This window comes from Pseudoroseomonas sp. WGS1072 (assembly GCF_049340465.1).
Lineage (GTDB): Bacteria > Pseudomonadota > Alphaproteobacteria > Acetobacterales > Acetobacteraceae > Pseudoroseomonas.
Genome location: NZ_JBMPSU010000002.1, coordinates 121,003 through 143,211, shown reverse-complemented (window position 1 = coordinate 143,211; position 22,209 = coordinate 121,003). Strand labels below are relative to the sequence as shown.

17 protein-coding genes are annotated in these 22,209 nt (G+C 70.4%); 8 read left to right on the top strand and 9 right to left on the bottom strand.

The window, feature by feature from the left end; all coding sequences use genetic code 11:
• Nucleotides 1-60 precede the first annotated feature (60 nt).
• The 5 genes from ACF3NH_RS18800 to ACF3NH_RS18780 all read left to right on the top strand — a co-directional run bounded on the left by ACF3NH_RS18800 (nucleotide 61) and on the right by ACF3NH_RS18780 (nucleotide 6,311).
• A complete protein-coding gene (locus ACF3NH_RS18800) occupies nucleotides 61-1,185 on the top strand; it encodes a branched-chain amino acid ABC transporter substrate-binding protein (protein ID WP_198366830.1) in 1,125 nt (374 codons plus the stop codon).
• Nucleotides 1,186-1,326: 141 nt separating this feature from the next.
• Nucleotides 1,327-2,187 carry a KPN_02809 family neutral zinc metallopeptidase gene (gene ypfJ / locus ACF3NH_RS18795; protein ID WP_198366829.1) on the top strand — a complete coding sequence of 287 codons (861 nt, stop codon included), beginning with the start codon at nucleotides 1,327-1,329 and terminating at the stop codon, nucleotides 2,185-2,187.
• Nucleotides 2,187-3,233 carry a 4-hydroxythreonine-4-phosphate dehydrogenase PdxA gene (pdxA, locus tag ACF3NH_RS18790; RefSeq protein WP_198366828.1) on the top strand — a complete coding sequence of 349 codons (1,047 nt, stop codon included), beginning with the start codon at nucleotides 2,187-2,189 and terminating at the stop codon, nucleotides 3,231-3,233. The genes ypfJ and pdxA overlap by 1 nt, the downstream gene beginning before the upstream one ends.
• Nucleotides 3,230-3,961, top strand: coding sequence for a pyridoxine 5'-phosphate synthase (locus tag ACF3NH_RS18785; RefSeq protein ID WP_422925043.1), 732 nt, complete (start codon nucleotides 3,230-3,232; stop codon nucleotides 3,959-3,961). Before pdxA ends, ACF3NH_RS18785 begins: the two co-directional genes overlap by 4 nt.
• A 283-nt stretch (nucleotides 3,962-4,244) precedes the next feature.
• Nucleotides 4,245-6,311: a sensor histidine kinase gene (locus ACF3NH_RS18780; protein ID WP_422925041.1), complete on the top strand. Its 2,067-nt coding sequence runs from the start codon at nucleotides 4,245-4,247 to the stop codon at nucleotides 6,309-6,311.
• Between the two features lie 24 nt (nucleotides 6,312-6,335).
• Here the strand turns inward: ACF3NH_RS18780 and ACF3NH_RS18775 are convergent, their stop codons facing one another.
• From ACF3NH_RS18775 to ACF3NH_RS18745, 7 genes are all read right to left on the bottom strand, one after another.
• On the bottom strand, nucleotides 6,336-7,289 hold the full coding sequence (locus ACF3NH_RS18775) for a glycosyltransferase (RefSeq protein WP_422925039.1): 954 nt from the start codon (nucleotides 7,287-7,289) through the stop codon (nucleotides 6,336-6,338).
• Nucleotides 7,282-9,135: a glycosyltransferase gene (locus tag ACF3NH_RS18770; protein WP_422925037.1), complete on the bottom strand. Its 1,854-nt coding sequence runs from the start codon at nucleotides 9,133-9,135 to the stop codon at nucleotides 7,282-7,284. Before ACF3NH_RS18770 ends, ACF3NH_RS18775 begins: the two co-directional genes overlap by 8 nt.
• Nucleotides 9,136-9,264: 129 nt before the next feature.
• Nucleotides 9,265-10,338 carry an ABC transporter ATP-binding protein gene (locus tag ACF3NH_RS18765; protein ID WP_198366824.1) on the bottom strand — a complete coding sequence of 358 codons (1,074 nt, stop codon included), beginning with the start codon at nucleotides 10,336-10,338 and terminating at the stop codon, nucleotides 9,265-9,267.
• Between the two features lie 4 nt (nucleotides 10,339-10,342).
• Entirely contained in the window at nucleotides 10,343-12,091 is a 1,749-nt protein-coding gene (locus ACF3NH_RS18760; protein ID WP_422925034.1) for an ABC transporter permease, read from the bottom strand.
• A 45-nt stretch (nucleotides 12,092-12,136) separates the two neighbouring features.
• Nucleotides 12,137-13,189: an ABC transporter substrate-binding protein gene (locus ACF3NH_RS18755; RefSeq protein ID WP_198366822.1), complete on the bottom strand. Its 1,053-nt coding sequence runs from the start codon at nucleotides 13,187-13,189 to the stop codon at nucleotides 12,137-12,139.
• A gap of 61 nt (nucleotides 13,190-13,250) precedes the next feature.
• On the bottom strand, nucleotides 13,251-14,309 hold the full coding sequence (locus ACF3NH_RS18750) for an ABC transporter substrate-binding protein (protein ID WP_422925032.1): 1,059 nt from the start codon (nucleotides 14,307-14,309) through the stop codon (nucleotides 13,251-13,253).
• Between the two features lie 64 nt (nucleotides 14,310-14,373).
• Complete coding sequence (locus ACF3NH_RS18745) at nucleotides 14,374-15,183, bottom strand: enoyl-CoA hydratase (RefSeq protein WP_422925030.1); 810 nt, start codon at nucleotides 15,181-15,183, stop codon at nucleotides 14,374-14,376.
• 203 nt (nucleotides 15,184-15,386) lie between these two features.
• On the opposite strand from ACF3NH_RS18745, the gene ACF3NH_RS18740 reads away from it, so the two are divergent.
• Nucleotides 15,387-16,220 (top strand): sugar phosphate isomerase/epimerase family protein, encoded by an 834-nt coding sequence (locus ACF3NH_RS18740; protein WP_198366819.1) that lies wholly within the window; start codon nucleotides 15,387-15,389, stop codon nucleotides 16,218-16,220.
• Between the two features lie 212 nt (nucleotides 16,221-16,432).
• Nucleotides 16,433-18,634 carry an amylo-alpha-1,6-glucosidase gene (locus tag ACF3NH_RS18735; RefSeq protein WP_422925027.1) on the top strand — a complete coding sequence of 734 codons (2,202 nt, stop codon included), beginning with the start codon at nucleotides 16,433-16,435 and terminating at the stop codon, nucleotides 18,632-18,634.
• A gap of 7 nt (nucleotides 18,635-18,641) precedes the next feature.
• Here the strand turns inward: ACF3NH_RS18735 and ACF3NH_RS18730 are convergent, their stop codons facing one another.
• Together ACF3NH_RS18730 and ACF3NH_RS18725 are read right to left on the bottom strand one after the other, a co-directional pair.
• Nucleotides 18,642-19,580, bottom strand: coding sequence for a 1-phosphofructokinase family hexose kinase (locus ACF3NH_RS18730; RefSeq protein WP_422925025.1), 939 nt, complete (start codon nucleotides 19,578-19,580; stop codon nucleotides 18,642-18,644).
• 79 nt (nucleotides 19,581-19,659) lie between these two features.
• Nucleotides 19,660-20,166 carry a cupin domain-containing protein gene (locus ACF3NH_RS18725; protein WP_422925023.1) on the bottom strand — a complete coding sequence of 169 codons (507 nt, stop codon included), beginning with the start codon at nucleotides 20,164-20,166 and terminating at the stop codon, nucleotides 19,660-19,662.
• 175 nt (nucleotides 20,167-20,341) lie between these two features.
• Here ACF3NH_RS18725 and pehA point away from each other — a divergent pair, with 175 nt between their 5' ends.
• Nucleotides 20,342-21,877: a phosphoric/sulfuric ester hydrolase PehA gene (gene pehA, locus ACF3NH_RS18720; RefSeq protein WP_422925021.1), complete on the top strand. Its 1,536-nt coding sequence runs from the start codon at nucleotides 20,342-20,344 to the stop codon at nucleotides 21,875-21,877.
• Nucleotides 21,878-22,209 lie beyond the last annotated feature (332 nt).

Here is a 22,209-nt window from a genome sequence, read left to right as displayed (position 1 = left end):
GCCGGGGCGAGGCGGATCGCGGGGCGGCATGCGCCCGCGGCAGGCAAGCGGAGGCAGATCATGGTGCAGCGCAGACAGATTCTCGGCGGTGCGGCGGCTCTTACCGCCCTGGGCATGACCGGTCCGGTGCGCCGGGCCGCGGCGCAGTCGGGCGGTATCCGCATCGCCTCCGTCGGGCCGATGACCGGGCAATACGCCGCCTTCGGCGCGCAGCTCCGCGCCGGGGCCGAGCAGGCGGTGGCCGACCTGAACGCGGCCGGCGGCGTGCTCGGCCAGCAGCTCGCGCTCGAGATCGGCGATGATGCCTGCGATCCGCGCCAGGCGGTCTCGGTGGCCAACCAGATGGCGAGCCGGCAGGTGAAGCTGATCGCCGGGCATTTCTGCTCCGGCTCCTCCATCCCGGCCAGCAAGGTCTATCTGGAGGAGGGCGTGCTGCAGATCAGCCCGGCCTCGACCAATCCGAAGTTCACCGACGAGGGCGGCTGGAACACCTTCCGCACCTGCGGCCGCGACGACCAGCAGGGCATCGTCGCCGGCCAGTACATCGCCAGGACATATGGCGGGAAGAAGGTCGCCATCCTGCACGACAACTCGGCCTATGGGAAAGGACTGGCCGACGAGACGAAGAAGTCGCTGAACGCCGCCGGCATGACCGAGGCGCTCTATGCCGCCTATACTCCCGGCGAGCGCGACTATTCCGCCCTCGTCTCGCGGCTGAAATCCGCCGGCGTCGACGTCATCTATGTCGGTGGCTACCACACCGAGGCCGGTCTGATCCTGCGCCAGGCCAAGGAACAGGGCATGCCTGTGACGCTGATCGGCGGCGATGCGCTGGTGACCAACGAGTTCTGGCAGATCACCGGCGCGGCGGGCGAGGGCACGCTGATGACCTTCTCCTCCGATCCGCGGAAGCGCCCGAGCGCCGCCGAGGTGGTGGGCCGCTTCCGGGCGAGGAACGTCGATCCCGAGGGCTATGTCCTCTACACCTACGCCGCCGTCCAGATCTGGGCGGAGGCGGCGAAGAAGGCCAACAGCACCGATCCCCGCAAGGTGTCGGACGCGCTGAAGGCGGGCGGCCCCTGGACCTGCGTGCTCGGCTCCGTCAGCTTCGACCGCAAGGGCGATGTCACCGTGCCGGACTATGTCTTCTACGTCTGGAAGAATGGCGCCTATGCCGAGGTCTGACCTTCCCCTCGACCTCCCCCTCTGACCTCCCCCTCTGGCGCAGGGGCCGGCCCGGGGGCAATGTCGCAACCGGCCGGCTCGTGGCACGTTCGCCGCGGGTCGGCGCGGCCGATAGGACGCCAGCGGGAAGGATGACCAGAGATGCGGCTTGATGGGCCGGAGAGCCGGAATGTCGAGGACCGGCGCGGGGCCGGCGGCTTCCGCCGGGGCGGGATCGCCGTGGGGGGCGGGCTGGGCGGCGTCGCCCTGGTGCTGTTGCTGATGTTCCTGGGGGTTGATCCCTCGATCCTGCTGGATGACGGCTCGCTGAACCCGCAGCAGCAGCAGGCGGAGCAGCGGCAGGCCACCCCCTCGGCGGACGATCCCGGCCGCCGCTTCGTCGCCCAGGTGCTGGGCGATACGGAGATGGTCTGGAAGGACCAGTTCCAGAAGATCGGCCGCGCCTACCGCGACCCGGTGCTGGTGCTGTTCAGCGGCGCGACACAGTCCGCCTGTGGCGCGGCCCAGTCGCAGGTCGGGCCGTTCTATTGCCCGAACGACCAGCGCGTCTATATCGACCTCGACTTCATGGCGCAGTTGCAGCGGCAGCTCGGGGCGAATGGCGATTTCGCCGCCGCCTACATCATCGCGCACGAGGTCGGCCATCACGTGCAGAACCAGCTCGGCATCCTGGAGCTGACACGCGGCATGCAGCAGCAGGCGACCGACCGCGCCGAGGCCAATGCCATTCAGGTCCGTGTCGAGCTGCAGGCCGACTGCTTCGCGGGACTCTGGGCGAATCACGCGGAGCGCGCGCGCAGCATCCTCGAACAGGGCGATGTCGAGGAAGGGCTGAATGCCGCGGCCGCCGTCGGTGACGACCGCCTCCAGCGCCGCAGCCAGGGCCAGGTGCAGCCGGAGAGCTTCACCCATGGCTCGTCCGAGGAGCGGATGCGCTGGTTCCGCACCGGCCTGCAGCGCGGCGAGCTGGCGGCCTGCGACACCTTCGCCGGCCTGCGCTGATGCGGCGGCCAGGGGACACCGCACCGCTTCCCCCCACACCGCTTCCCTTGGCGCTCAGCATGGGCGAGCCGGCTGGCATCGGCGGCGAGATCGCGGCGGGAGCCTGGCGGGCCCTGCGGGACGGCGGCCCGGCCTTCTTCCTGGTGGGCGACGCGGCCGTCCTGCCGCCTTCCCTGCCCGTGCGGCGGATCGGCGCCGCGGCGGAGGCGGCGGCCTGCTTTCCGGAGGCCCTGCCGGTGCTGCACCGGCCGCTCGCCGTGCCGCCCGAGCCGGGCCGGCCGGACCCGCGCAACGCCCCGATGGTCATCGGCGCCATCGAGACGGCGGTGCGGCTGGTCCGGCAGGGCGCGGCCGCCGCGCTGGTGACCAATCCGATCCAGAAATCCGTCCTGACCGCCGCCGGCTTCCGCCATCCCGGGCACACCGAGTTCCTGGCCGAGCTGGCGCCGGGCGACGGGCCGCCGGTGATGCTGCTCGCCGCCGCCGGGCTGCGCACCGTGCCGGTCACCATCCATCAATCACTGCGCAGCGCCATCGACAGTCTGGAGCCGGCGCTGATCGAGCGCATCGGCCTCGCGACCGCCGCCGGGCTGCGGCGGTCCTTCGGCATCGCGGCGCCCCGCCTGGCCGTCGCCGGCCTCAACCCGCATGCCGGGGAGGACGGCACCATGGGGCATGAGGACCGCGAGATTGTCGCCCCCGCCATCGCGCGGCTGCGCGCGCGGGGGGTCGATGCCCGCGGCCCCTTCCCCGCCGATACCCTGTTCACGCCGCAGGCGCGGCGCGGCTACGACGTGGCGCTCTGCATGTATCACGACCAGGCGTTGATCCCGGTGAAGACGCTGGACATGGCGGGCGGGGTCAACGTCACCCTCGGCCTGTCCATCATCCGCACCAGCCCCGACCATGGCACGGCGCTGGATATCGCCGGCCAGGGCCGCGCCAGCCCCTCGAGCCTGATCGCCGCCCTGCGCCTGGCCGGGGAGATGGCCCGGCACGCCCACCTTACTTCATCCCTTGGCCCCTCCGAGGAGAGATCCGCGTGAATCCCCTGCGCCTGTCGGTCAATGTCGATCATGTCGCCACGCTCAGGAACGCCCGGGGCGGCCGCTTCCCCTGCCCGGTGGAGGCGGCGCGCTGCTGCATCGGCGCCGGTGCCGACGGCATCACGGTGCATCTGCGCGAGGACCGGCGGCATATCCGCGACGAGGATGTGCGGCGCATCCGGGCGGAGCCGGGCCTGCGGTTGAACTTCGAGATGGCGGCGACGCCCGAGATGGTGGGGATCGCGCTCGAATTGCGGCCGGCGGCCTGCTGCATCGTGCCGGAGAAGCGCGCCGAGCTGACCACCGAGGGCGGGCTCGACCTGCGCGCCGCCGGGGCGCCGCTGGCGGAGGCCATCGGAAGGCTGGCCGGCGCCGGAATCGAGGTCGCGGTCTTCGTCGAGCCGGACCCGGAGCAGATCGCCCTCGCCGCCGCCCTGGGCGCGCAGGCCGTGGAACTCCACACCGGCACCTATGCCGATGCGCCGGAGGCGGCGCGAGGGCCGCATCTGGCGCGGCTTCGCGCCGGCGCCGAGGCGGCATCGGCACAGGGCCTGCTGTGCCATGCCGGTCATGGCCTGGACGAGTGCAGCGTGGGAGGGATCGCGGCCCTGCCGCAGATCTCGGAAGTCAGCATCGGCCATTTCCTCATCGGCTCCGCCGTCTTCCATGGGCTGCCCGGCGCCATCGCGCGGATGCGGGCCGCGATGCAGGCGGCCCGAGCCGCCTGATTCCATTATGAAATGGAATCGTTCCTGGCTTGCATACACCCTTTGGTTAAGGGAATATCTGAGATCAGCTTGTAGTTGCATGGATCCATGGAACCGTTAGTTTTCGAACCGGTGCTGGCCGATGGCCACAATGGCCTCCCCGCGCCGGTGGCAGCCGGCCGGAGCTCCGGCGCGTCATTGTCCCGGTCCGGCCTGCTCCTGAGAGGGGCCGCCCGGCGACCGATCATGGATCCCGGCCTCCCTGCAGCGCGGTGATGGCGAGGATGGTCGTCGCAGGACGCGTATGAGGCCGCTTCTCTCGCCCGCGGGTCGCTGGCCGCCCCGTGGCCGCCTGTCCATCACCGTGAACCTGCTGCTGCTCTGCGGCAGCCTGCTGATCCCTATCCTCCTGGCCTGCGGCGTCCTGCTGCACGCCTATTTCAGCAGCGAGGAGCGCGGCCTGCGGACCACGGCCGCGGACCATGTGCAGAACATCCTCTCGGTGCTGGATTCCACATTGGGTGGCCATCTGCGCCTGCTGGAGGTCCTGGCCGGGCATCCCTCGCTGGATGATCTGGGTATGGGGGCCGACCTCGCCCCCTTCGCCCGGCAGGCGGCGACGGTCGCGACCCTGACCGGCCCCGCGCGGATCATCCTGCGCGATCCGGCCGGCGGGTTGATCTTCAACAGCTCCCCCTCCTCGCAGGCCCTGCCCGAGTTCCAGGAAAGCCGGGACAGCCCCTATGTGGGCGATCTGCTGGTGACGCGGGCGGGGGAATACGCCTTTCCCATCACCGTGCCGGTCATCCGGGACGGCCTGCCCAGAGCCTACCTGACCCTTCTCACCCCCATCGATGTGCTCTACCGCAGCCTGAGCAAGCTGGCGCTTCCAGGCCGCTGGGTGGCGACGATCTTCGATAAGCACAGCCACGTCATGGCGCGCAGCCAGCACCATGACGAGTTCCGCGGCTACCGTCTGTCCGAGGAGGTGCAATCCCTCTTCAGGAGTTCCGCCGGCACCGTCCCGGTGCCCTCGCTCACCGGCGAGGATTCCCTGGTGGCCTTCCGCCGCTCGCCGCTCACGGGCTGGCGGGTGCACATCACCCTGCCGTACCAGCCGACCGAATCTCCGCTCCTGGCGTCCATCCGCCTGCTCGGACCGGCGGTGGCCTGGATCGCCGGCCTGGCGATGCTGATGGCCTGGCTCTTCGCGCGCCGCATCGCCCGGCCGGTCGAGGGGCTGAGACAGATGGCCCGCGACATGGGGCGGGGGCGCCGCCTGAGGCCGCCGCCGATGTATGTGCGGGAGCTGGCCGAGGTGGCCTCGGCCATGGTCGCGGCCAGCATCAACCTGCACCGCCGGCAGAAGGCCCTGGCGGAGAGCGAGGGGCGGCTCAGCCGCGCGCTCTCCGCCGCCCGCATCGCGGCCTGGGAATGGGAGCTGGGCTCCGACAGCCTCACCGGCTCGCCGGGGCGCGAGGCGCTGTTCGGCCGGGTGCCCGGCGCCCTGGGCACGATGAGCCGGCTGCTGGAGACCGTCCATCCCGAGGATGTGGCGCAGCAGCGCGTGGCGCTGATGGAGGCCGCGGACCCCGCCGGCCCCGGAATGCACGAGATGCTCTATCGCGTCGTCTGGCCGGACGGCCGGACCCGCTGGCTGCACAGCCAGGGCGCGGTGGTGGACCGCGCCGCCAACGGCGCGGCCCTTCGCATGAGCGGCGTGGTCATGGACGTCACCGCCACGCAGGAAGCGGCCGAGCGGGAGAAGATGCTGAGCAGCGAGGTGGACCACCGCGCGCGCAATGTCCTGGCCGTCGTGCAGTCGGTGCTGCGCATGAGCCGGGCGGAGAGCAGCGGCGACTTCGCCGCGACCGTGCGGGGGCGGGTGTCCGTCCTGGCCAGGGTGCATACGCTCCTGGCGCGCGATCGCTGGCTCGGCAGCGATCTTCAGTCCGTGGCGCGGGAGACGCTGCTCGCCGAGCTCGATCCCGCCCAGTTGACGATCCAGGGCGAGGCGCACGCCATCGTGCCGATCGCGGTCCAGCCGCTGGCCATGGCTCTGCACGAGCTGGCCACCAACGCGCAGCGGCATGGCGCCCTCTCGACGCCGCAGGGCCGTGTCAGCCTCGGCTGGCGCATCGAGGACGCGCAGCTGGAGATGCTCTGGATCGAACGGAGCGGCCCGAAGTCACCGGCCGCCCCGCCCCGGCGCGGCTTCGGCCTGAAGATGGTCGAAGGCGCGATCACCCACCAGCTGGGCGGCAGGGTGGAGATGCGCTGGCAGGAGGAAGGACTGATCTGCACGATCCGCCTGGATGCCCCGCGCGTCCTGCTTCAGGCTCCGGAACCCGCGGTGCCGCAGGCGGTTTGAGCGGGTGCTCCCGCCGCCACGCCGTCAGCCGGAAGGCCGGCCCGGCGGCAGGGCGGCGGGAGCCTCGAGCAGGAACCAGAGGCGCAGCATCAGATCCTCCAGCCGCCCCTGCCGATAGAGGCCCGCCCGGCGCAGCCGGCGGCAGCGCGCCAGTGGAGACAGCTCCGGCAGGGGGCGCAGCAGATCCAGCAGAGCCCGCGAGTCCGGCGTCAACAGGGGCCGTGCCCGGTCGAGGGCCGCCAGATGCGCCTGGAACAGCGTCAGGAAGGCCCGGGCGCCCCGCTGCAGGGCGGCCACCGCGCGTCGCCCCGCCGAGGCCGGGCTGCCAACCGCATTGCCGCCATGCTGGCGGTAGAGCAGGGCTGGCTCCGGGTCGAAGATCACCGTGCCGCCCGCGCCCGTGACCATGAGATAGCTCCACCAGTCATGCAGGGAGCCGGGCGGCACGGCCGGGGCCGCCAGCATCAGGCGGCGCGCCGCGGGGTTCAGCACGGCGGTACAGCCCGTGACGATGTTCTGCACCAGGGCATTGCGGAATGCCGGCGGCTTGGGCGGAACCGGGGAGAGGCCGATCGGGCGCAGCGCCGCGTCCACCAGCCGCTGACGCGCGCAGTAGAGGGCCGGCTGGCCGGGCGGAACCTCCTCCAGCCGCCGCAGGGCGCGCGCGAGCTTGCCGGGCAGCCAGACATCGTCCTGATCGCAGAAGGCATAGGCTCCCGCCTCCGGCGCCGCCGCCAGCAACGCCATGAAGCTGCCCGCCGCCCCCGCCCTGCCCTGCGGCCCGGTGATCCGCGTCACGCGCCCGGCGCCCTCGCCTTCGGCGAAGGATCGCAGCAGCTCCGGCGTGGCGTCGCGCGAGGCATCGTCCCGCCAGAGCAGGCGCCAGTCCACCGGCTGCTGCGCGGCGATGCTGGCCAGTTGCGCCTCGAGGTGAGCAGCACCGTTGTAGGTGGCCAGAAGCACGGCCACGTCAGTCATGCGGGCCCTCCTCCCGCCAGGGCGGCGGCGCCCTGAGACGGTGGCCGTCCCGCAGGTCCAGCAAGGGGCTGTAGAAGGGATCCTGCTCCAGTGCGCGGCCCCAGCGGGCCCGCAGCATCGCCTCCGCGGCGGCGCGGAGCGCGGGGTCGGCGGCCGGCCCGCCCTGCGGATCCGGAGCGCCGATCAGGGTGGCATAGGGTGTCCAGAGGTTGCGCAGCCCCGCCTCGCGCAGGCGCAGGCCGAGGTCGAGATCGGCCCAGGGCGCCGGGCCGGCGTCGGCCTCGCCCCGCTCCAGGTAGAGCGCCCGGCGGATCGCCATCGCCTCCCCGCTCACGGCCACCACGTCCCGGACCAGGCGGAACTGCCCGGCGTAGCCGGGATTGCCCAGGCCGAGCCCGCGTATCAACGGATTCTCCCCGACCAGCGCGCCGCCGGCGCCCAGCACGTAGCCGGCATGGCGCAGCCGGCCATCCGGGCCGGCCAGGGCGGCGCCGGCCGCCCCGACACCGGGCCGCAGGGCCAGGGAGACCAGTTCCCGCAGCCAGTCCGGTTCCGCCGGCATGAGCCCCGGCGCCAGCAGCAGCAGAACCTCTCCCGATGCCGCCTCGGCCGCGCGCCGCAGCGCACCGACCCCTGCCCCGGCCCCGCCGGCCGGCGGGGACGCGGAAGCCGCGCCGGTGGGCAGGACTTCCACATCCGGATAGTCGGTGCCGGCCAGCAACGCCTCCAACCGGGCGGGATCGGGCTCCCCCGCCAGGATCAGACTGACGCGCGGCACCGGCTGCGGCAGGGGATGGAGGATCCTCGACCAGCCGGGCAGATCGGCATGCGGCACAACCTGGGCGCCGGCCTCGCGACGATGGCCGAGATGCGCCTGCACGGCCTGCCGGCCCCGGCTGGCGCAGCGCTCCAGGGCGCCCTCGGAGAAGGATTCCGTGCCCGCCCCCTGGCGCCAGTGGTAGAGGGGGCGAGGGATATGGCGGATCTGCCCCGGCCCGGCGAGCGCGGCGCTCCGCAGGGCCAGATCCCAGTCCTGGCTGCCCTCGAAGCCCTCGCGCAGCCCGCCGAGCCTCTCCAGCAGATCGCGCCGGTAGACGCCCAGATGGCTGACCAGATTCTGTTGCAGCAGGAGTTCGGGGCTCCAGCCCGGCTTGGCATAGAGATCGTAGCGACGCCCCTGACCGTCGATCTTGTCCTCATCCGTGAAAATCAGGGTGACGTCAGGATGGCGCCGGATCTCGAGCGCCACGTGGAACAGGGCGTCAGGCGCCAGGAGATCGTCATGATCCATCAGCGCGACATGCGAGCCCCCGGCCAGGGCCAGGGCCGAGTTCGTGGCCGCGCTGATATGGCCGTTGCGCGGGCGCCGCACGACCTGGATGCGGCGATCCCGCGCCGCCGCCGCCTGCAGCACGGCCTGCACATGCGGCGCTGTCGAGGCATCGTCGGCGATGCAGAGCTGCCAATGCGGATAAAGCTGGGTCTCGACCGATTCCAGCGCGGCACGGAGGAAGGCCTCCGGTGCGTTGTAGACCGGCATGACGACGGAGATGCAGGGCGGGTCGCTCAGGCCGGCGACGGCCTGGAGCATGGCCGCCCTCTCGCTGGCGGACAGCGTGCCATGCCGCCGCAGCCAGCGCTGATACTCCGCCAGATCCGGCCCCGGCTGCTGCAGGCCGGCCAGCATGAGAAGCCGGCTGGTGCCCGGCAAGGTCTGTTGGGCGTTGCGCGCCATCCGGCGAAGCAGCCGCGCCAGGCGGGGGCTACGGCGCAGCCAGTGGCGCAGCCGCTGGGCCACAGGCAGGCCGGAGGCCGCCGGCGGTACCGGAGGGTGCTGGGAAACCATCGTGATTCTATCAGGTCCTGTCGCCGGGCAGAGCGCTCATCGCAGCGCTTATGACAAGGCCCCGAAAGGGTGGCAAATCCACGGCACCCGGCATCACCGTCGCGTGATGCCGGGTGCCGCCGGCGTGCCTCAGTTCACCACGGCGATCTGCTGCGGATCGAACTCGAGCCAGACCGTTTCGCCGATCTCGTGCACCTGCAACGGCGGAGCCGTGACCCTCAGGCTAAGCCCGCTCTCCCGCGGCCGCACCACATAGTCCCACGACTCGCCGAGATAGGTGCGCTGGGCCACGGTGGCCGCCAGGACGGGCCGGCCGTCCTGCGGGACCGGCTCCCTGCGGTGCAGGGCCATGCTCTGCGGCCGGACCGAGAGCAGGATCGGCCGTCCGGCATCAGAGGGCGAGCCGTTGAGCTGCGCCGCCTTCAGGGCGAAGCCGTCGAGCCCGATCTCGCCATTCGCCATCCGCCCTTCCAGCAGATTGGTCCGGCCGATGAAGGCGGCGACGAACCGCGTGCGGGGCCGGGTGTAGATGACATGCGGCGCATCCACCTGTTCGATCCGGCCGCTGTTCATCACCGCGATGCGGTCGGCAGTCGCCATGGCCTCCGACTGGTCGTGCGTGACATAGACGGTGGTGATGCGGAACTCGTCATGCAGGCGGCGGATCTCGAAGCGCATCTCCTCGCGCAGATTGGCGTCCAGATTGGAGAGCGGCTCGTCCAGCAGCAGAACGGAGGGCTGCACGACGATGGCGCGGGCCAGCGCCACGCGCTGCTGCTGCCCGCCCGAGAGCTCGGCCGGATAGCGGTCGGCGAGATGCGACATCTGCACCACTTCCAGGATGCGGCCGATCCGCGCCTTGATCTCGGCCGCCGGCAGCTTCTGCAGCTTCAGGCCGAAGCCGACATTCTCCGCGACCGTCATGTTCGGCCAGATGGCGTAGCTCTGGAAGATCATCGACATGCGGCGCCGCTCCGGCGGCAACACCGCGCCGGGCGCCGAGAGGATCTCGCCGTTCATGCTGATGCTGCCGGCGGTGGGCTCGACGAAGCCGGCGATCATGCGCAGCGTCGTGGTCTTGCCGCAGCCGGAGGGCCCCAGGAGGGAGACGAACTCCCCCTCCTCCAGCGCCAGGTTCACATCGTCCACGACCTTGAGCTGGCCATAAGCCTTGCCGAGGCCCTTGAGCGTGAGGCGGGGCATGATCTCAGTTCCTCCGAAGCATGAAGTCGCGGCCCACCAGCTTCATGCCGATGGCGACCAGCACCAGGGTAATGGCGAGCAGGATGCCGCCGAAGGCCGCGAGCACCTCGAAATTCCCCGCCTCGCTCAGATCGTACAGCAGCACGGCCATGGTGCGGGTGCGCGGCCCGACCAGGAAGACAGCGGCGGACAGCTCGCGCGAGGCGACGATGAAGACGATCAGCCAGCCGCCGATCAGGCTGCGGCTGATCAAAGGCGCGGTGATCTTGCGGATGGTCAGCATCCGGCCGCCACCCAGGATGCGCGAGGCCTCCTCCATCTCCGGATGCACCGAGCGCACCGCGGCCGAGGAATTGGCGAAGGCGATCGGCAGGAAGCGCGAGGTGAAGGCCAGGATGATGATCAGCGCCGTGCCGTAGAGCGCGACCGGCGGCGCGGCATAGGCGGCGTAGAAGCCGATCGCCATGACGATGCCCGGGATGACGAAGGGGGCCATGGCCAGGAAGCTGAGCGCGCCGCCGAAGGGCACCAGCCGCCGGGCGACGATATAGGCGATCAGCACCGCGATCAGCACGGCGAAGCTGGCGGCCGAGGCGGAATAGAGCAGCGTGTTCCAGATCGAGGTCAGCGCCATCTCGTGCCGGAACAGGAGATAGGTGTAGTTGTCCAGCGTGAAGTTGCCCCAGGCGAGGCCGCGACCCCAGGCCTTGGCGAAGGAGGCCTGCAGCAGCACGCCGAGCGGCATCAGCACGGCGAGCGCGCCGATGAAGGCGCAGTAGCCGAACATCGCCCAGCGCCAGCGCCCGAGCTTGATCGGCCGCCGCTCGCCGCCCTTGCCGGTCTGTGAGACGAAGCCCTTGCGCGCCAGCAGCAGCTTCTGCACCACGATCATGCCGATGGTGATGAGCAGCAGCGGCATGGCATAGGCCGCCGCCACCTCGACGCGGACGGGATATTCGAAGAACTGCCAGAGCTGCGTGGTGACGACGTTGATGCGCGCCGGGATGCCGATGATGGCCGGCGTGCCGAAGAGCGCGATGGTCTCCAGGAAGACGATGATGATGCCGCCCAGGATCGCGGGCCAGACCAGCGGCAGCGTCACCTTGCGCGTCGCCGCCCAGGTGCCCGCGCCGAGGATGTTGGCGGCGTCCTCCATCTCGGACGAGATCAGATCCAGCGCCGATTTCACGAAGATGAAGATCAGCGGGAAGGAATGCAGGGCGATGACCACGGCGAGGCCGGGGAAGCTGTAGACGTTCACCAGCGTGGAGCCGGAGCCCGTCACCCATTGCCAGGCCTGGTTGATGAATCCGGAATTGGGCCCGGCGAGCAGGATCCAGCCGACCGCGCCCAGATAGGGCGGCAGGATGAAGGCGCCCATCACGATGGCCCAGGTGAACCCCTTGCCCGGCATGTCGGTGCGCGACACCGCCCAGGCGAGCGGCACGGCGAAGATCACGGACAGGAAGGCGGAGGAGGCGCCCAGGATGAGCGAGTTCACCAGCGCCTCGAGATACCGCGCGCGCCCATAGGCCTGGGCGTAGTTGGCGAAGGTGAACTCGCCCGTGGTGCGCGCCTCGAAGCTGACCACGAGCAGCTTGCCGATCGGCACCGCCACGAGGAAGAGCAGGGCGGCGACCAGCAGGATCCAGATCAGGTTCGAGGGCTCAAGGTAGCGGAGCCGGCGCAGCAGTCCCGGCCTTGGCTCCGTGACCCCGGCCGGCTTGGCCAGGATGGCGGCGGATTCAGTCATGCGGCAGAGGCTTTCCCATTTCGGCGCGCCCGGTTCGACACGGCGTCAGATCCCGAAGGTATCGCGCCATTGCTCCTTGACCTCCGGCACACCGGTCTCGATCTCCTGCGGTTCGGGGATCAGCAGCTTCACCTGGTCGAGCGGTGTGGCGCCGTCGGGCGGCGGCACGTCGGCACGAAGCGATTCGTTGTAGAATTCCCGCGTCACGCGGAAGTAGTCCGGCCCTGTGCAGTACTCCATGAAGAGCTTGGCGGCGTTCGGGTGCGGCGCGTTCTTCTGGATCGAGCTGGGTGAAGGCACCACCACCGTCCCGTCCTCCGGGTAGATCAGCTTCAGCGGATTTCCCCGCGCCATGCTCAGCAGCGTGCTGGCGGAGGGGATGGCCACGCCGATGCTGCGCTCGCCGGCGTTCAGCGCGGTCACCGGATCGATGCTGGAGCGGCCGATCTGCGGGCGATTGCGCTCGAGCTTGGTGAAGTAGTCCCAGCCGTAGAGCTTGCGCATCATCACCGTCCAGGCGCCGATGGCACCGCTATAGCCCGGATGCCCGACGGCCAGCTTGTCGCGCCACTTCGCGTCCAGCAGGTCCTGCCACCGGCGCGGCGCCTCGGACTCGCTCACCTGCCCTTCCCGGCGGGCGATGAGATGCACGCCGATGTAGAAGACGTGGAAGTGGTCCTCCGCATCACCGGCCTTGCGGACGAAGTCCAGCAGCCTTTCCGCGTTGCGCGGCCGATAGGCCAGCAGCCGCCCCTCCCGCTTCAGGAAGGTCGAGTGGCTGTAATCGGTCGAACTGAAGACATCGCATTGCGCGACGCCGGCCCGCATGTCCTGCGACAGGCGCTGGAAGGCGACCTGCGAGGCGCTGCGGACGACATTCACGCGGATGCCCGGATAGCGCTCGGTGAAGGCGCGCCCGACCGCTTCCGAGGGTTCGGCGCTCAACTGGCCGGAATACCAGGTGATCTCGCCCTCTCGCCGGGCTGCCTCGTAGAGCGCCTTCTCCTCGGGCGACATCGGCGTCGATGCGGCCTGGGCCGGGCTGCCGGCCAGGATGGCGGCAGCGGCCAGCACGCCGCGGCGGCTGATCTCCGTCATGATCCTCTCCTGTCGTTTCCTGCTTTGCCCCGGCGTCTCCGCACCGGGTTGTCCAGCCTGCTCAGACGCCGAAGGTGTCGCGCCAGAGTTCCTTGACCTCCTGGCCACCGCTTTCCACCTCCTCGGGCGTCGGCGTGATCATCAGGATCTTGTCGAGAGGTTGCGCGCCCGGCGGCGGCGGCACCTCGGGGCGGAGCGACTCCCCGAAGAATTCCCGCGTCGCCTGATGGTAGGCCGGGCTGGTGACGAATTCCATGAACAGCTTCGCCGCGTTCGGATGCGGTGCCTTGGCGAGCGCCCCGGTCGGGGAGGGCACCATCAGCGTGCCATCCGTCGGGTAGATCAGCGTGATCGGGTTGCCGCGGGAGATGCTCAGCAGCGTCGTGGCCGAGGGAATGGCCGCGCCGATGCTGCGCTCGCCGGCGTTCAGCGCCGTCACCGGGTCGCCGCTGGAGCGGCCGATCAGCGGATTGTTGCGCTCCAGCTGCTTGAAGTAATCCCAGCCGTACATCTTCTGCATCATCAGGCACCAGGAGGTGATGGCGCCGCTGTAGCCCGGATGGCCGACGGCGATCTTGCCCCGCCATTTCGGGTCGAGCAGGTCCTTCCAGCCCTTCGGCGCGTCGGCCTCGGTGACGGCGTTGTTATTCCGCGCCATGAGGTAGAGGCCCAGATAGGTGATCTGGAACAGCCCGTCGGGATCGGCGGCCTCGCGCGCCACGGGGATGAGCTTCGCGGCATTCTGCGGCCGGTACTGCATCAACCGGCCCTCCCGCTTCAGATAGGAAGCGTGGCTGTAATCGGTGGAGCTGAAGACATCGCATTGCGAGACGCCGGCCCGCATGTCCTGCGCCAGGCGCTGGAAGGTCACCTGGGAGCTGCTGCGGACCACATTGACCTTCACGCCGGGATAGCGGGCCGCGAAGGCACGGCCCACCGCCTCGGAGGGCTCGGCCTGCATCTGGCCGGTGTACCAGGTGATCTCGCCCTCGCGCTTCGCCGCCTCGTGAAGCTCCTTCTCGTGCGGCAGCAGATCCTCGGCTTCCGCCCGCCGCCCGAAGCCGGCCATCGCCCCGCCGGCCGCCAGCCCGAACAGGATCCTCCTGCTGATCCTCACCATCTTGCTCTCCTCCGCTCTCTCCGCCGCGGCCGGTCTCTGCCCGCCTTGACGCTCGCCGGGACGCTCACCGGCCGCTGAACCGGGGCGCGCGCTTCTCCTGGAAGGCGCGCCGCCCCTCCGCATAATCCTGGCTGTCGAAGCAGGCGCGGTTCAGCGCCTCGATCCGGCCAGGGTCGCGCCGCGCCGGATCGCCGGCGATCTGCTCGATGGCCTCGCGCGAGGCCCGGATGGACAGTGGCGCGTTGCGCGCGATCTGGCCGGCCAGCTCGCTGACCGTCGCCTCCAGCTGCGCGACCGGCACCACGCGGTTGACCAGCCCGAAGCCCAGCGCCTCCGCGGCGTCGAGCTGGCGGCCGGTGAACAAGATCTCCTTCGCCACGGCCGGCCCCGCCAGAGCGACCAGCCGCTCCAGGCTTTCATATCCGTAGGCGATGCCGAGCCGGGCGGCGGGAATGCCGAACCGGCTGTCCTCGGAGGCGATGCGGATATCCGCCATCAGCGCCGTGGCATAGCCGCCGCCGATGCAGAAGCCCTGGATCATGGCGATGAGAGGCTTGCCCAGCCCCTCCAGCTTCCGCCGCGCGTCACCGCTGCGCCGGCCGTAGGCCTCCTGGGCGGCGGCGTCGGCGCGGATGCGGTCGAACTCGCTGATATCGGCGCCCGAGGCGAAGGCCTTGCCGCCGGCGCCATGCATGACCACCACCCGCACGGCCGGGTCGGCGGCGAAGTCCTCGGCCACCGCGCCGATCGCGTCCCACATGGCGAGCGAGATGGCGTTGCGCTTCTCCGGCTGATTGATGGTCAGCCAGCCGATCCCCGCCTCCTTCCGGCTCAGGATCCTGCCTTCGGCCAGTTGCTGGATTGGCATGTCCATGCGCGTCGTTCGCCTTCCCTGCTCCATGCTCGGAACAGGCGCCGCCGGCCGCGCGCCGGGCGACATGGCCCCGTCGCGGCATGGTCGGCCTTTCCGGCACATCCTCTCCCGTCGGGAAGCTTGTCACCGGCAATGCAGGCTGTAAACAATAAACACCAACGCCGGGGGATGCCCCCGACGAGAAACACAGGGAAGGAAACGACGTGACGCTTCTCGACAGGATCGGCGTGGATATCGGCCGCCGCTTGCCGCTGGAGGACGCCATCGAATGGGCGGCCCGCAACCAGGTCCGCTACATCGACATCCAGCTCGACACCGGCGCCAATCGTGTGGACCGCTTCGACGACGCCCGTGCCGCCGCCATCCGTGAACAGGCCGCCGCCCGCGGCGTCACGCTTGGCCTGCACACCCTCTCGGCCGTGAACGTGGCCGAATACTCCCCCTTCCTCTCGGAGGCGGTGGACGACTACATGCGGGCCTATATCGACCTGGCACCCAAGCTCGGCGCCGCCTGGATCGTCGTGCATGCCGGCTATCACTTCACCGCGGACGTGAAGCTCCGCATGGAGGCGGGGCTGGAGCGGCTGCAGCGCATGGTCGAGCATGCCGAGAAGCGCGGCGCCCTGCTGCTGCTCGAGAACCTCAACAAGGAACCGCAGGATGCCGAGGTGCATTACCTCGCGCACAGCATCGAGGAATGGCGCTACTACTACGAGCGGATCCACTCTCCCGCTTTCGCGCTCTCCTTCACCGCCAATCACGCGCACCTCATGCCGGAGGGTGTGGAAGGCTTCGTCTCCGCCATTCCGCTGGAGCGCGTGGCGGAGGTGCGGCTGGCCGACTGCTTCCGCAACGGGCATGAGCAGCACCTGCTGCCGGGAGAGGGCAATTTCGACTTCGGCGCCATGTTCGCCCTGCTGGAGGGCCGGGGGTTCCAGGGCCACTACATGAACGCCTTCGGAACCCTGGAGGACATGCAGAAGGCCCGCCACGACATGGCCGGCATGGCGCGCGAGGCCGGCCTCATGCCCGGCTGAGGCCAAGCCGGCCCTCGGGTGGGCCGCCGGCGGCAGGGCGCAGATCCGGACCGCCGGCCGGTGACTTTGCCGGCGCGTCTGCTTTATCCCTTGACGGAAGGCTCAGTTCTTCCGACGGATAGAGCGCAGCGCGCCGGAGGTTCACCACCCATGATTGCGACCCTCTCCCGATTTCGCTGCCCGACCCCCCTCCTGACACCGGCGGTGTCCTGATGGACGGGCATGCGACGGAGGCCGGCCCCCCGGACCTCTCGGCCTTCCCGGTCAGCGCCACGGTCTCGCTGCAGGAAGGCCATCTGATCACCCTGAAGCATGGCGACAGCTTCGCGCTCTTCGACCATGCCGGTGATCTCGGACCCGGTGCCCAGGGCTTCTACCACGGCGATACGCGCTACCTGTCCCTCTACACCCTCCTGCTGAACGGGGCGCGGCCGATGCTGCTCAGCGCCGCCCTGCAGGACGACAATGCCGCACTGGCCTGCGATCTCACCAACCCCGACCTGCCGGCGGCATCCGGCGAGGCGGCGGGTCTTCCCAATGACCGCATCCACCTGCGGCGCAGCCGCTTCCTCTGGGACAGCACCTGCCACGAACGCATCTCGGTGCGGAACTTCGACGACCGCCGGCGCCACGTCACCATCGAGCTCTACTTCGATTCCGACTTCGCCGATCTCTTCGAGGCCCGTGGCGCCGAGCGCCTCCGCCACGGCACGCGGCACGCGGCCGAGACCGGGCCGGCGGAGGTCAGGCTGGCCTATACCGGTCTCGATTCCGTGCGGCGCGAGACGCGACTGCGCTTCGACCCCACGCCGGAACACCTCGAATCGCATCGCGCGGTCTTCCGGTTCGACCTCCTGCCGGGCGAGCGGCGGGCCTTCTTCGTCGAGATCGGCTGTGACCGGCCCACCGCCGCCTGCCCGCCGCAGACGGCCTTCGGCCAGGCGCTGCGGCACTCCCGCCGCGCGCTCCGCATGGTGCAGGCCCGCCGAACCCGCGTGGAGACCAGCAACGACATCTTCAACGAGACGCTGCACCGCGCCGGGGCCGATCTCAGCATGCTGACCACCGACAAGCCGGAAGGTCCGTACCCCTACGCCGGCATCCCCTGGTACAGCACCGCCTTCGGCCGCGACGCGCTGATCGCCGCCTGGCACACGCTCTGGTACGATCCCGCCCTGGCGCGCGGCGTCCTCGGCTATCTGGCGGCCCACCAGGCGACGGAAACCGATCCGCTGACCGATGCGGAGCCGGGCAAGATCCTGCACGAGACGCGCCAGGGCGAGATGGCCATGCTCGGCGAGGTGCCCTTCCGCCGCTACTATGGCAGCGTCGATTCCACCCCCCTCTTCATCATGCTGGCCGGCGCCTATCTCGACCGCACCGGCGACATCGCGCATCTGCGGCGGCTCTGGCCGAACATCGAGGCGGCGCTCGGCTGGATCGAGGAGAGCGGCGACCCCGATGGCGACGGCTTCGTCGAGTACCAGCGCAAGCGGCCGGACGGGCTGCTGAACCAGGGCTGGAAGGACAGCCACGATTCCATCTTCCACGCCAGCGGCGAGATGGCGGAAGGCCCGATCGCCCTCGTCGAGATGCAGGCCTATGTCTATGCCGCCTGGCGCGCCGCGGCCGGCATCGCGCGGCAGCTCGGCCAGGCGACCCGCGCCGCCGCGCTGGAGGAACGCGCCGCACGCCTGCAGCGTGATTTCGACACCGCCTTCTGGGACGAGGCGCTGGGCACCTATGTGCTGGCGCTCGATGGCCGCAAGCGGCCCTGCCGGGTCCGCGCCTCCAATGCCGGGCACGCGCTTTTCGCCGGCATCGCCCTGCCGCACCGCGCCGAGCGCGTGGCGCAGGCCATGATGGAGCCCGCCTTCTTCTCCGGCTGGGGCATCAGGACCCTGGCCGCCGGCCAGCCCCGCTACAATCCGATGAGCTATCACAACGGCTCGGTCTGGCCGCATGACAACGCGCTGATCGCGGAGGGCTTCGTTCGCTATGGTCAGACCGCCGCGGCCATCCGCATCTTCGAGGGCCTCTTCGCGGCCGCGACCTATGTGGACCTGCGCCGGCTGCCGGAACTGTTCTGCGGCTTTCCACGCCGGCGTGGCCAGGGACCGACGCTCTATCCGGTGGCCTGCTCGCCGCAGGCCTGGGCGGCGACCACGCCGCTCGCCCTGCTCGGCACCTGCCTGGGTCTCAGCTTCGATCCTGTCGCCGGCTGCATCCGCTTCGAGAAGCCCGCCCTGCCGCGCTTCCTGGACGGGCTGACGCTCCGCAACCTGCGCCTCGGCAAGGGCCATCTCGACATCGGCTTCGGACGGGCCGGCGGCACCTTCGCCCATCCCGCCGGCGAGGTGGCCATCCAGGTCCTGAGCCGGAGCAACGGGCTGCGCGCCGAGCTCCGGGCCTGATCCCGGATCAGCCGGGCAGCGGAAGGCCCGGCACCATCGCCCGCAGGCGCCGCACATCCGCCTCGGTCGGATGCGCGGTGCCGGCATTGGATACGGCGGCGGCACCCGCCGCGACGCCCCAGGCGAAGGCATCCTCATCCCCCGCGCCGCGCGCCAGGGCCAGGGTCATGGCGGCGACGAAGCTGTCCCCCGCGCCGACCGCGCCGCGTACCGTCACCGGCAGCGCGTCCAGGCGGCGCAGCCCACCCTCCCAGGCTAGCAGCGCGCCATCCTTGCCGAGCGTGACGGCGATGCGCCGCGCAATCCCACGGCCCAGCATCTCCCGCGCCGCCGCTTCCAGATCTCCCTCGCCCCGCAATTCGCGCCCGACCAGGGATTCGAATTCGCCGAGGCTCGGCTTGATGAGCTCGATCTCCGGCCCCACCCCGGCGCGCAGCGCGGCGCCGGAGGTGTCGAGCACCATGCGCAGCCCGCGCCGCCGGGCGATGGCACCGGCCCGGGCATAGAAATCCTCCGGCACGCCGCGCGGCAGGCTGCCGCTGGCCACCAGCCACTCGCCCTCCGGCAGCTCCTCCAGCGCGGCCAGCGCGGCCTGCCATTCCGCCTCGGCGACCTCGGGCCCCTCGGGGACGAAGCGGAACTCCTCGCCCAGGCTGCGGTCCAGCACCGTCTGGCTGATCCGGGTGCGGCCGGCGATCGGGATGCTGCGGTGCGGCACGCCGATCTCCTCGAGCAGCTCCTCCAGGAAGTGCCCGGTGACACCGCCGACCAGAACCATGGCCAGGGTCTCGCCGCCGAGCTCGCGCACCACGCGGGCGACGTTGACGCCGCCGCCGCCCGGGTCCTGCCGCTCGTCGAAGGTGCGGACCTTGCGCACGGGGCGGACCTTCTCCGCCTCGCAGGCCAGGTCGATGGTGGGGTTCAGGGTGAGAGTGCTGATTCGCATGGACATCCCCCCATAGTTCGGAGCCTGGCGCGGGAGCGCAACCCGAAGATGCCGTGCCCCCTGCCCCGTGCCTTCCGGTTCAGCCCGGCGCCTTGTGGATCGGGTCGACCCAGGGGACGTTCTCCGGCTTCTCCACCGGCTCGATGTCCAGGTTCACCACCACCGCCTCGTTGTCGCTGCGCACCAGCACGCATTCCAGCGTCTCGTCGGTGGAGGCGTTGATTTCCTGGTGCGGCACATAGGGCGGGACGTAGATGAAGTCGCCCGGACCACCTTCTGCGACGAATTCGAGCCGCTCGCCCCACCGCATGCGGGCGCGGCCCTTCACGATATAGATCACGCTTTCCAGCGGCCCGTGGTGATGCGCGCCGGTCTTGGCATTGGCGTGGATGTGAACTGTGCCAGCCCAGATCTTCTGCGCGCCGACCCGCGCGGCATTGATGGCCGCGGCGCGGTTCATGCCGGGCGTGCTGGCGGTGTTCGGGTCCAGGCTGTCGCCAGGGATCACGCGAACGCCGCTGTGCTTCCAGCCATCCTCCGGGATGCCCGGCGGAAGGTCGTGGTGGTCGTGTCCGTCATGCGGCATGAAGCTATCCTCCCGCCCCTCATCGTGGAATATCGAGATGTGTCCAGAATAATCGTGCTTCCGTCAAGCCGGCACGGGTCGTCTCCCTTTGTCACGGCAACGACATCGGGGCGTCATTCCATCGTCGTCATCCACGCGTAACCGGTCGCGCCCATTGTCGCAGATGGGGATGGGAATGGCGCGCCGGAAGAATGTCCTGCTGATTGTCGTCGACCAGTGGCGCGCGGATTTCGTGCCGGTCCTGGGCGCGAAGTTCCTGCGCACGCCGAACCTCGACCGCCTCTGCCGGGAAGGCGTGACCTTCCGCAACCACGTGACCAATGCCGTGCCCTGCGGCCCGGCGCGGGCCAGCCTGCTGACCGGGCTCTATCTGATGAACCACCGGGCGGTGCAGAACACGGTGCCGCTGGACGCGCGGCACATGAACCTCGGCAAGGCCTTGCGCGGCATCGGCTACGATCCCGCGCTGATCGGCTACACCACCTCCACGCCCGATCCGCGCTCCACCACGTCAGAGGATTTCCGCTTCACTCTCCTGGGCGACCTGATGGAGGGCTTCCGCAGCGTCGGCGCCTTCGAGCCCAGCATGGATGGCTATTTCGGCTGGCTGGCGCAGAAGGGCTACCCGCTGCCGGCCAACCGCGAGGACATCTGGTTGCCCGAGGGGGAGGATGCCGCCCCCGGCGCGACCGACCGCCCCTGCCGCATCCCGGCCGCGCTGTCCGACACCGCCTACTTCACCGAGCGCGCCCTGACCTACCTGAAGGGCAAGGGCGACAGGCCCTGGTTCCTGCATCTCGGCTACTGGCGTCCGCATCCGCCCTTCATCGCCCCTGCCCCCTACAACCGGATGTACGCGCCGGCGGAGATGCCGGCGATCCGCCGCCGGTCCGACTGGCGGGAGGAGGCGGCGCAGCATCCGCTGCTCGGCTTCTACCTGAGCGGCATCGGCCAGGGCTCCTTCTTCCAGGGCGCCGGCGGCGCCGCCGCCGAACTGTCCGAGGCCGCCATCCGGCAGATGCGCGCGACCTATGCCGGGCTGATCACGGAGGTGGATGACGCGCTCGGCGCGGTCTTCGCCCATCTGGACGAGACGGGGCAGTGGGACGACACGATGATCGTCTTCACCTCCGACCATGGCGAGCAGCTTGGCGACCACTTCCTCCTGGGCAAGGTCGGCTATCACGATGAGAGCTTCCGCGTCCCGCTCGTGGTGAAGGACCCGCTGGCGCCCCAGGGCGCCGGCCGCATCGAGGATGCCTTCACCGAGAGCGTCGACGTGCTGCCGACCATCCTGGAATGGCTGGGCGGCCAGCCGCCCCGCGCCTGTGACGGCCATTCCCTGCTGCCTCTGCTGCGCGGCGAGCGGCCCGCAGGATGGCGCGACCACCTCTTTTACGAATACGACTTCCGCGATGTGTACTATTCCAGGCCGGAGGCGGCGCTCGGCCTGCCGATGGACGCCTGTTCGCTCTGCGTCGTGCAGGATGCGCGGTGGAAGTATGTCCATTTCACCGCTCTGCCGCCGCTGCTCTTCGACCTCGAGCGCGACCCCCATCAGATGACCGATCTGGCCGGGGATCCAGGGCATTGCGACGTCGTCGCCCGTTATGCCCGGAAGGCGCTGTCGCACCGCATGTTGCACGCCGAGCGCACGCTGACCCATTTCCGCGCCATGCCGGGCGGCCTGGAGAGGCGCGGCGAGGTGTGAACCTTGCCCGCCGGCCCTGCGTCGGGAGGCTCGGAGGAAGGATGGCCTCGATCGCGCGGCGCGCTGTTCCTGGCGCCGTCCTCCCGTCTCCGGTCTCCCTTATGGCTGGCAAGGTTCACAGAGGCGCCCTGAGGCACGGACACCGCGTTTCCAGGCGTTAGCGAGCCTTCCTTGCCCCATCTGATGAGCGGGCCGGCGGCCTCCCTCCCCTGCCCGACCCGCGGTCCCACCCTGTTCCGGCAGGCGCGCCGGGGGGTTCCGGGCACCGCGTTCCGCGGCTGTCTCCTGCGGCGAGCAGGGATGTGAACTTCCCCAGCCGAACGCTTCATATG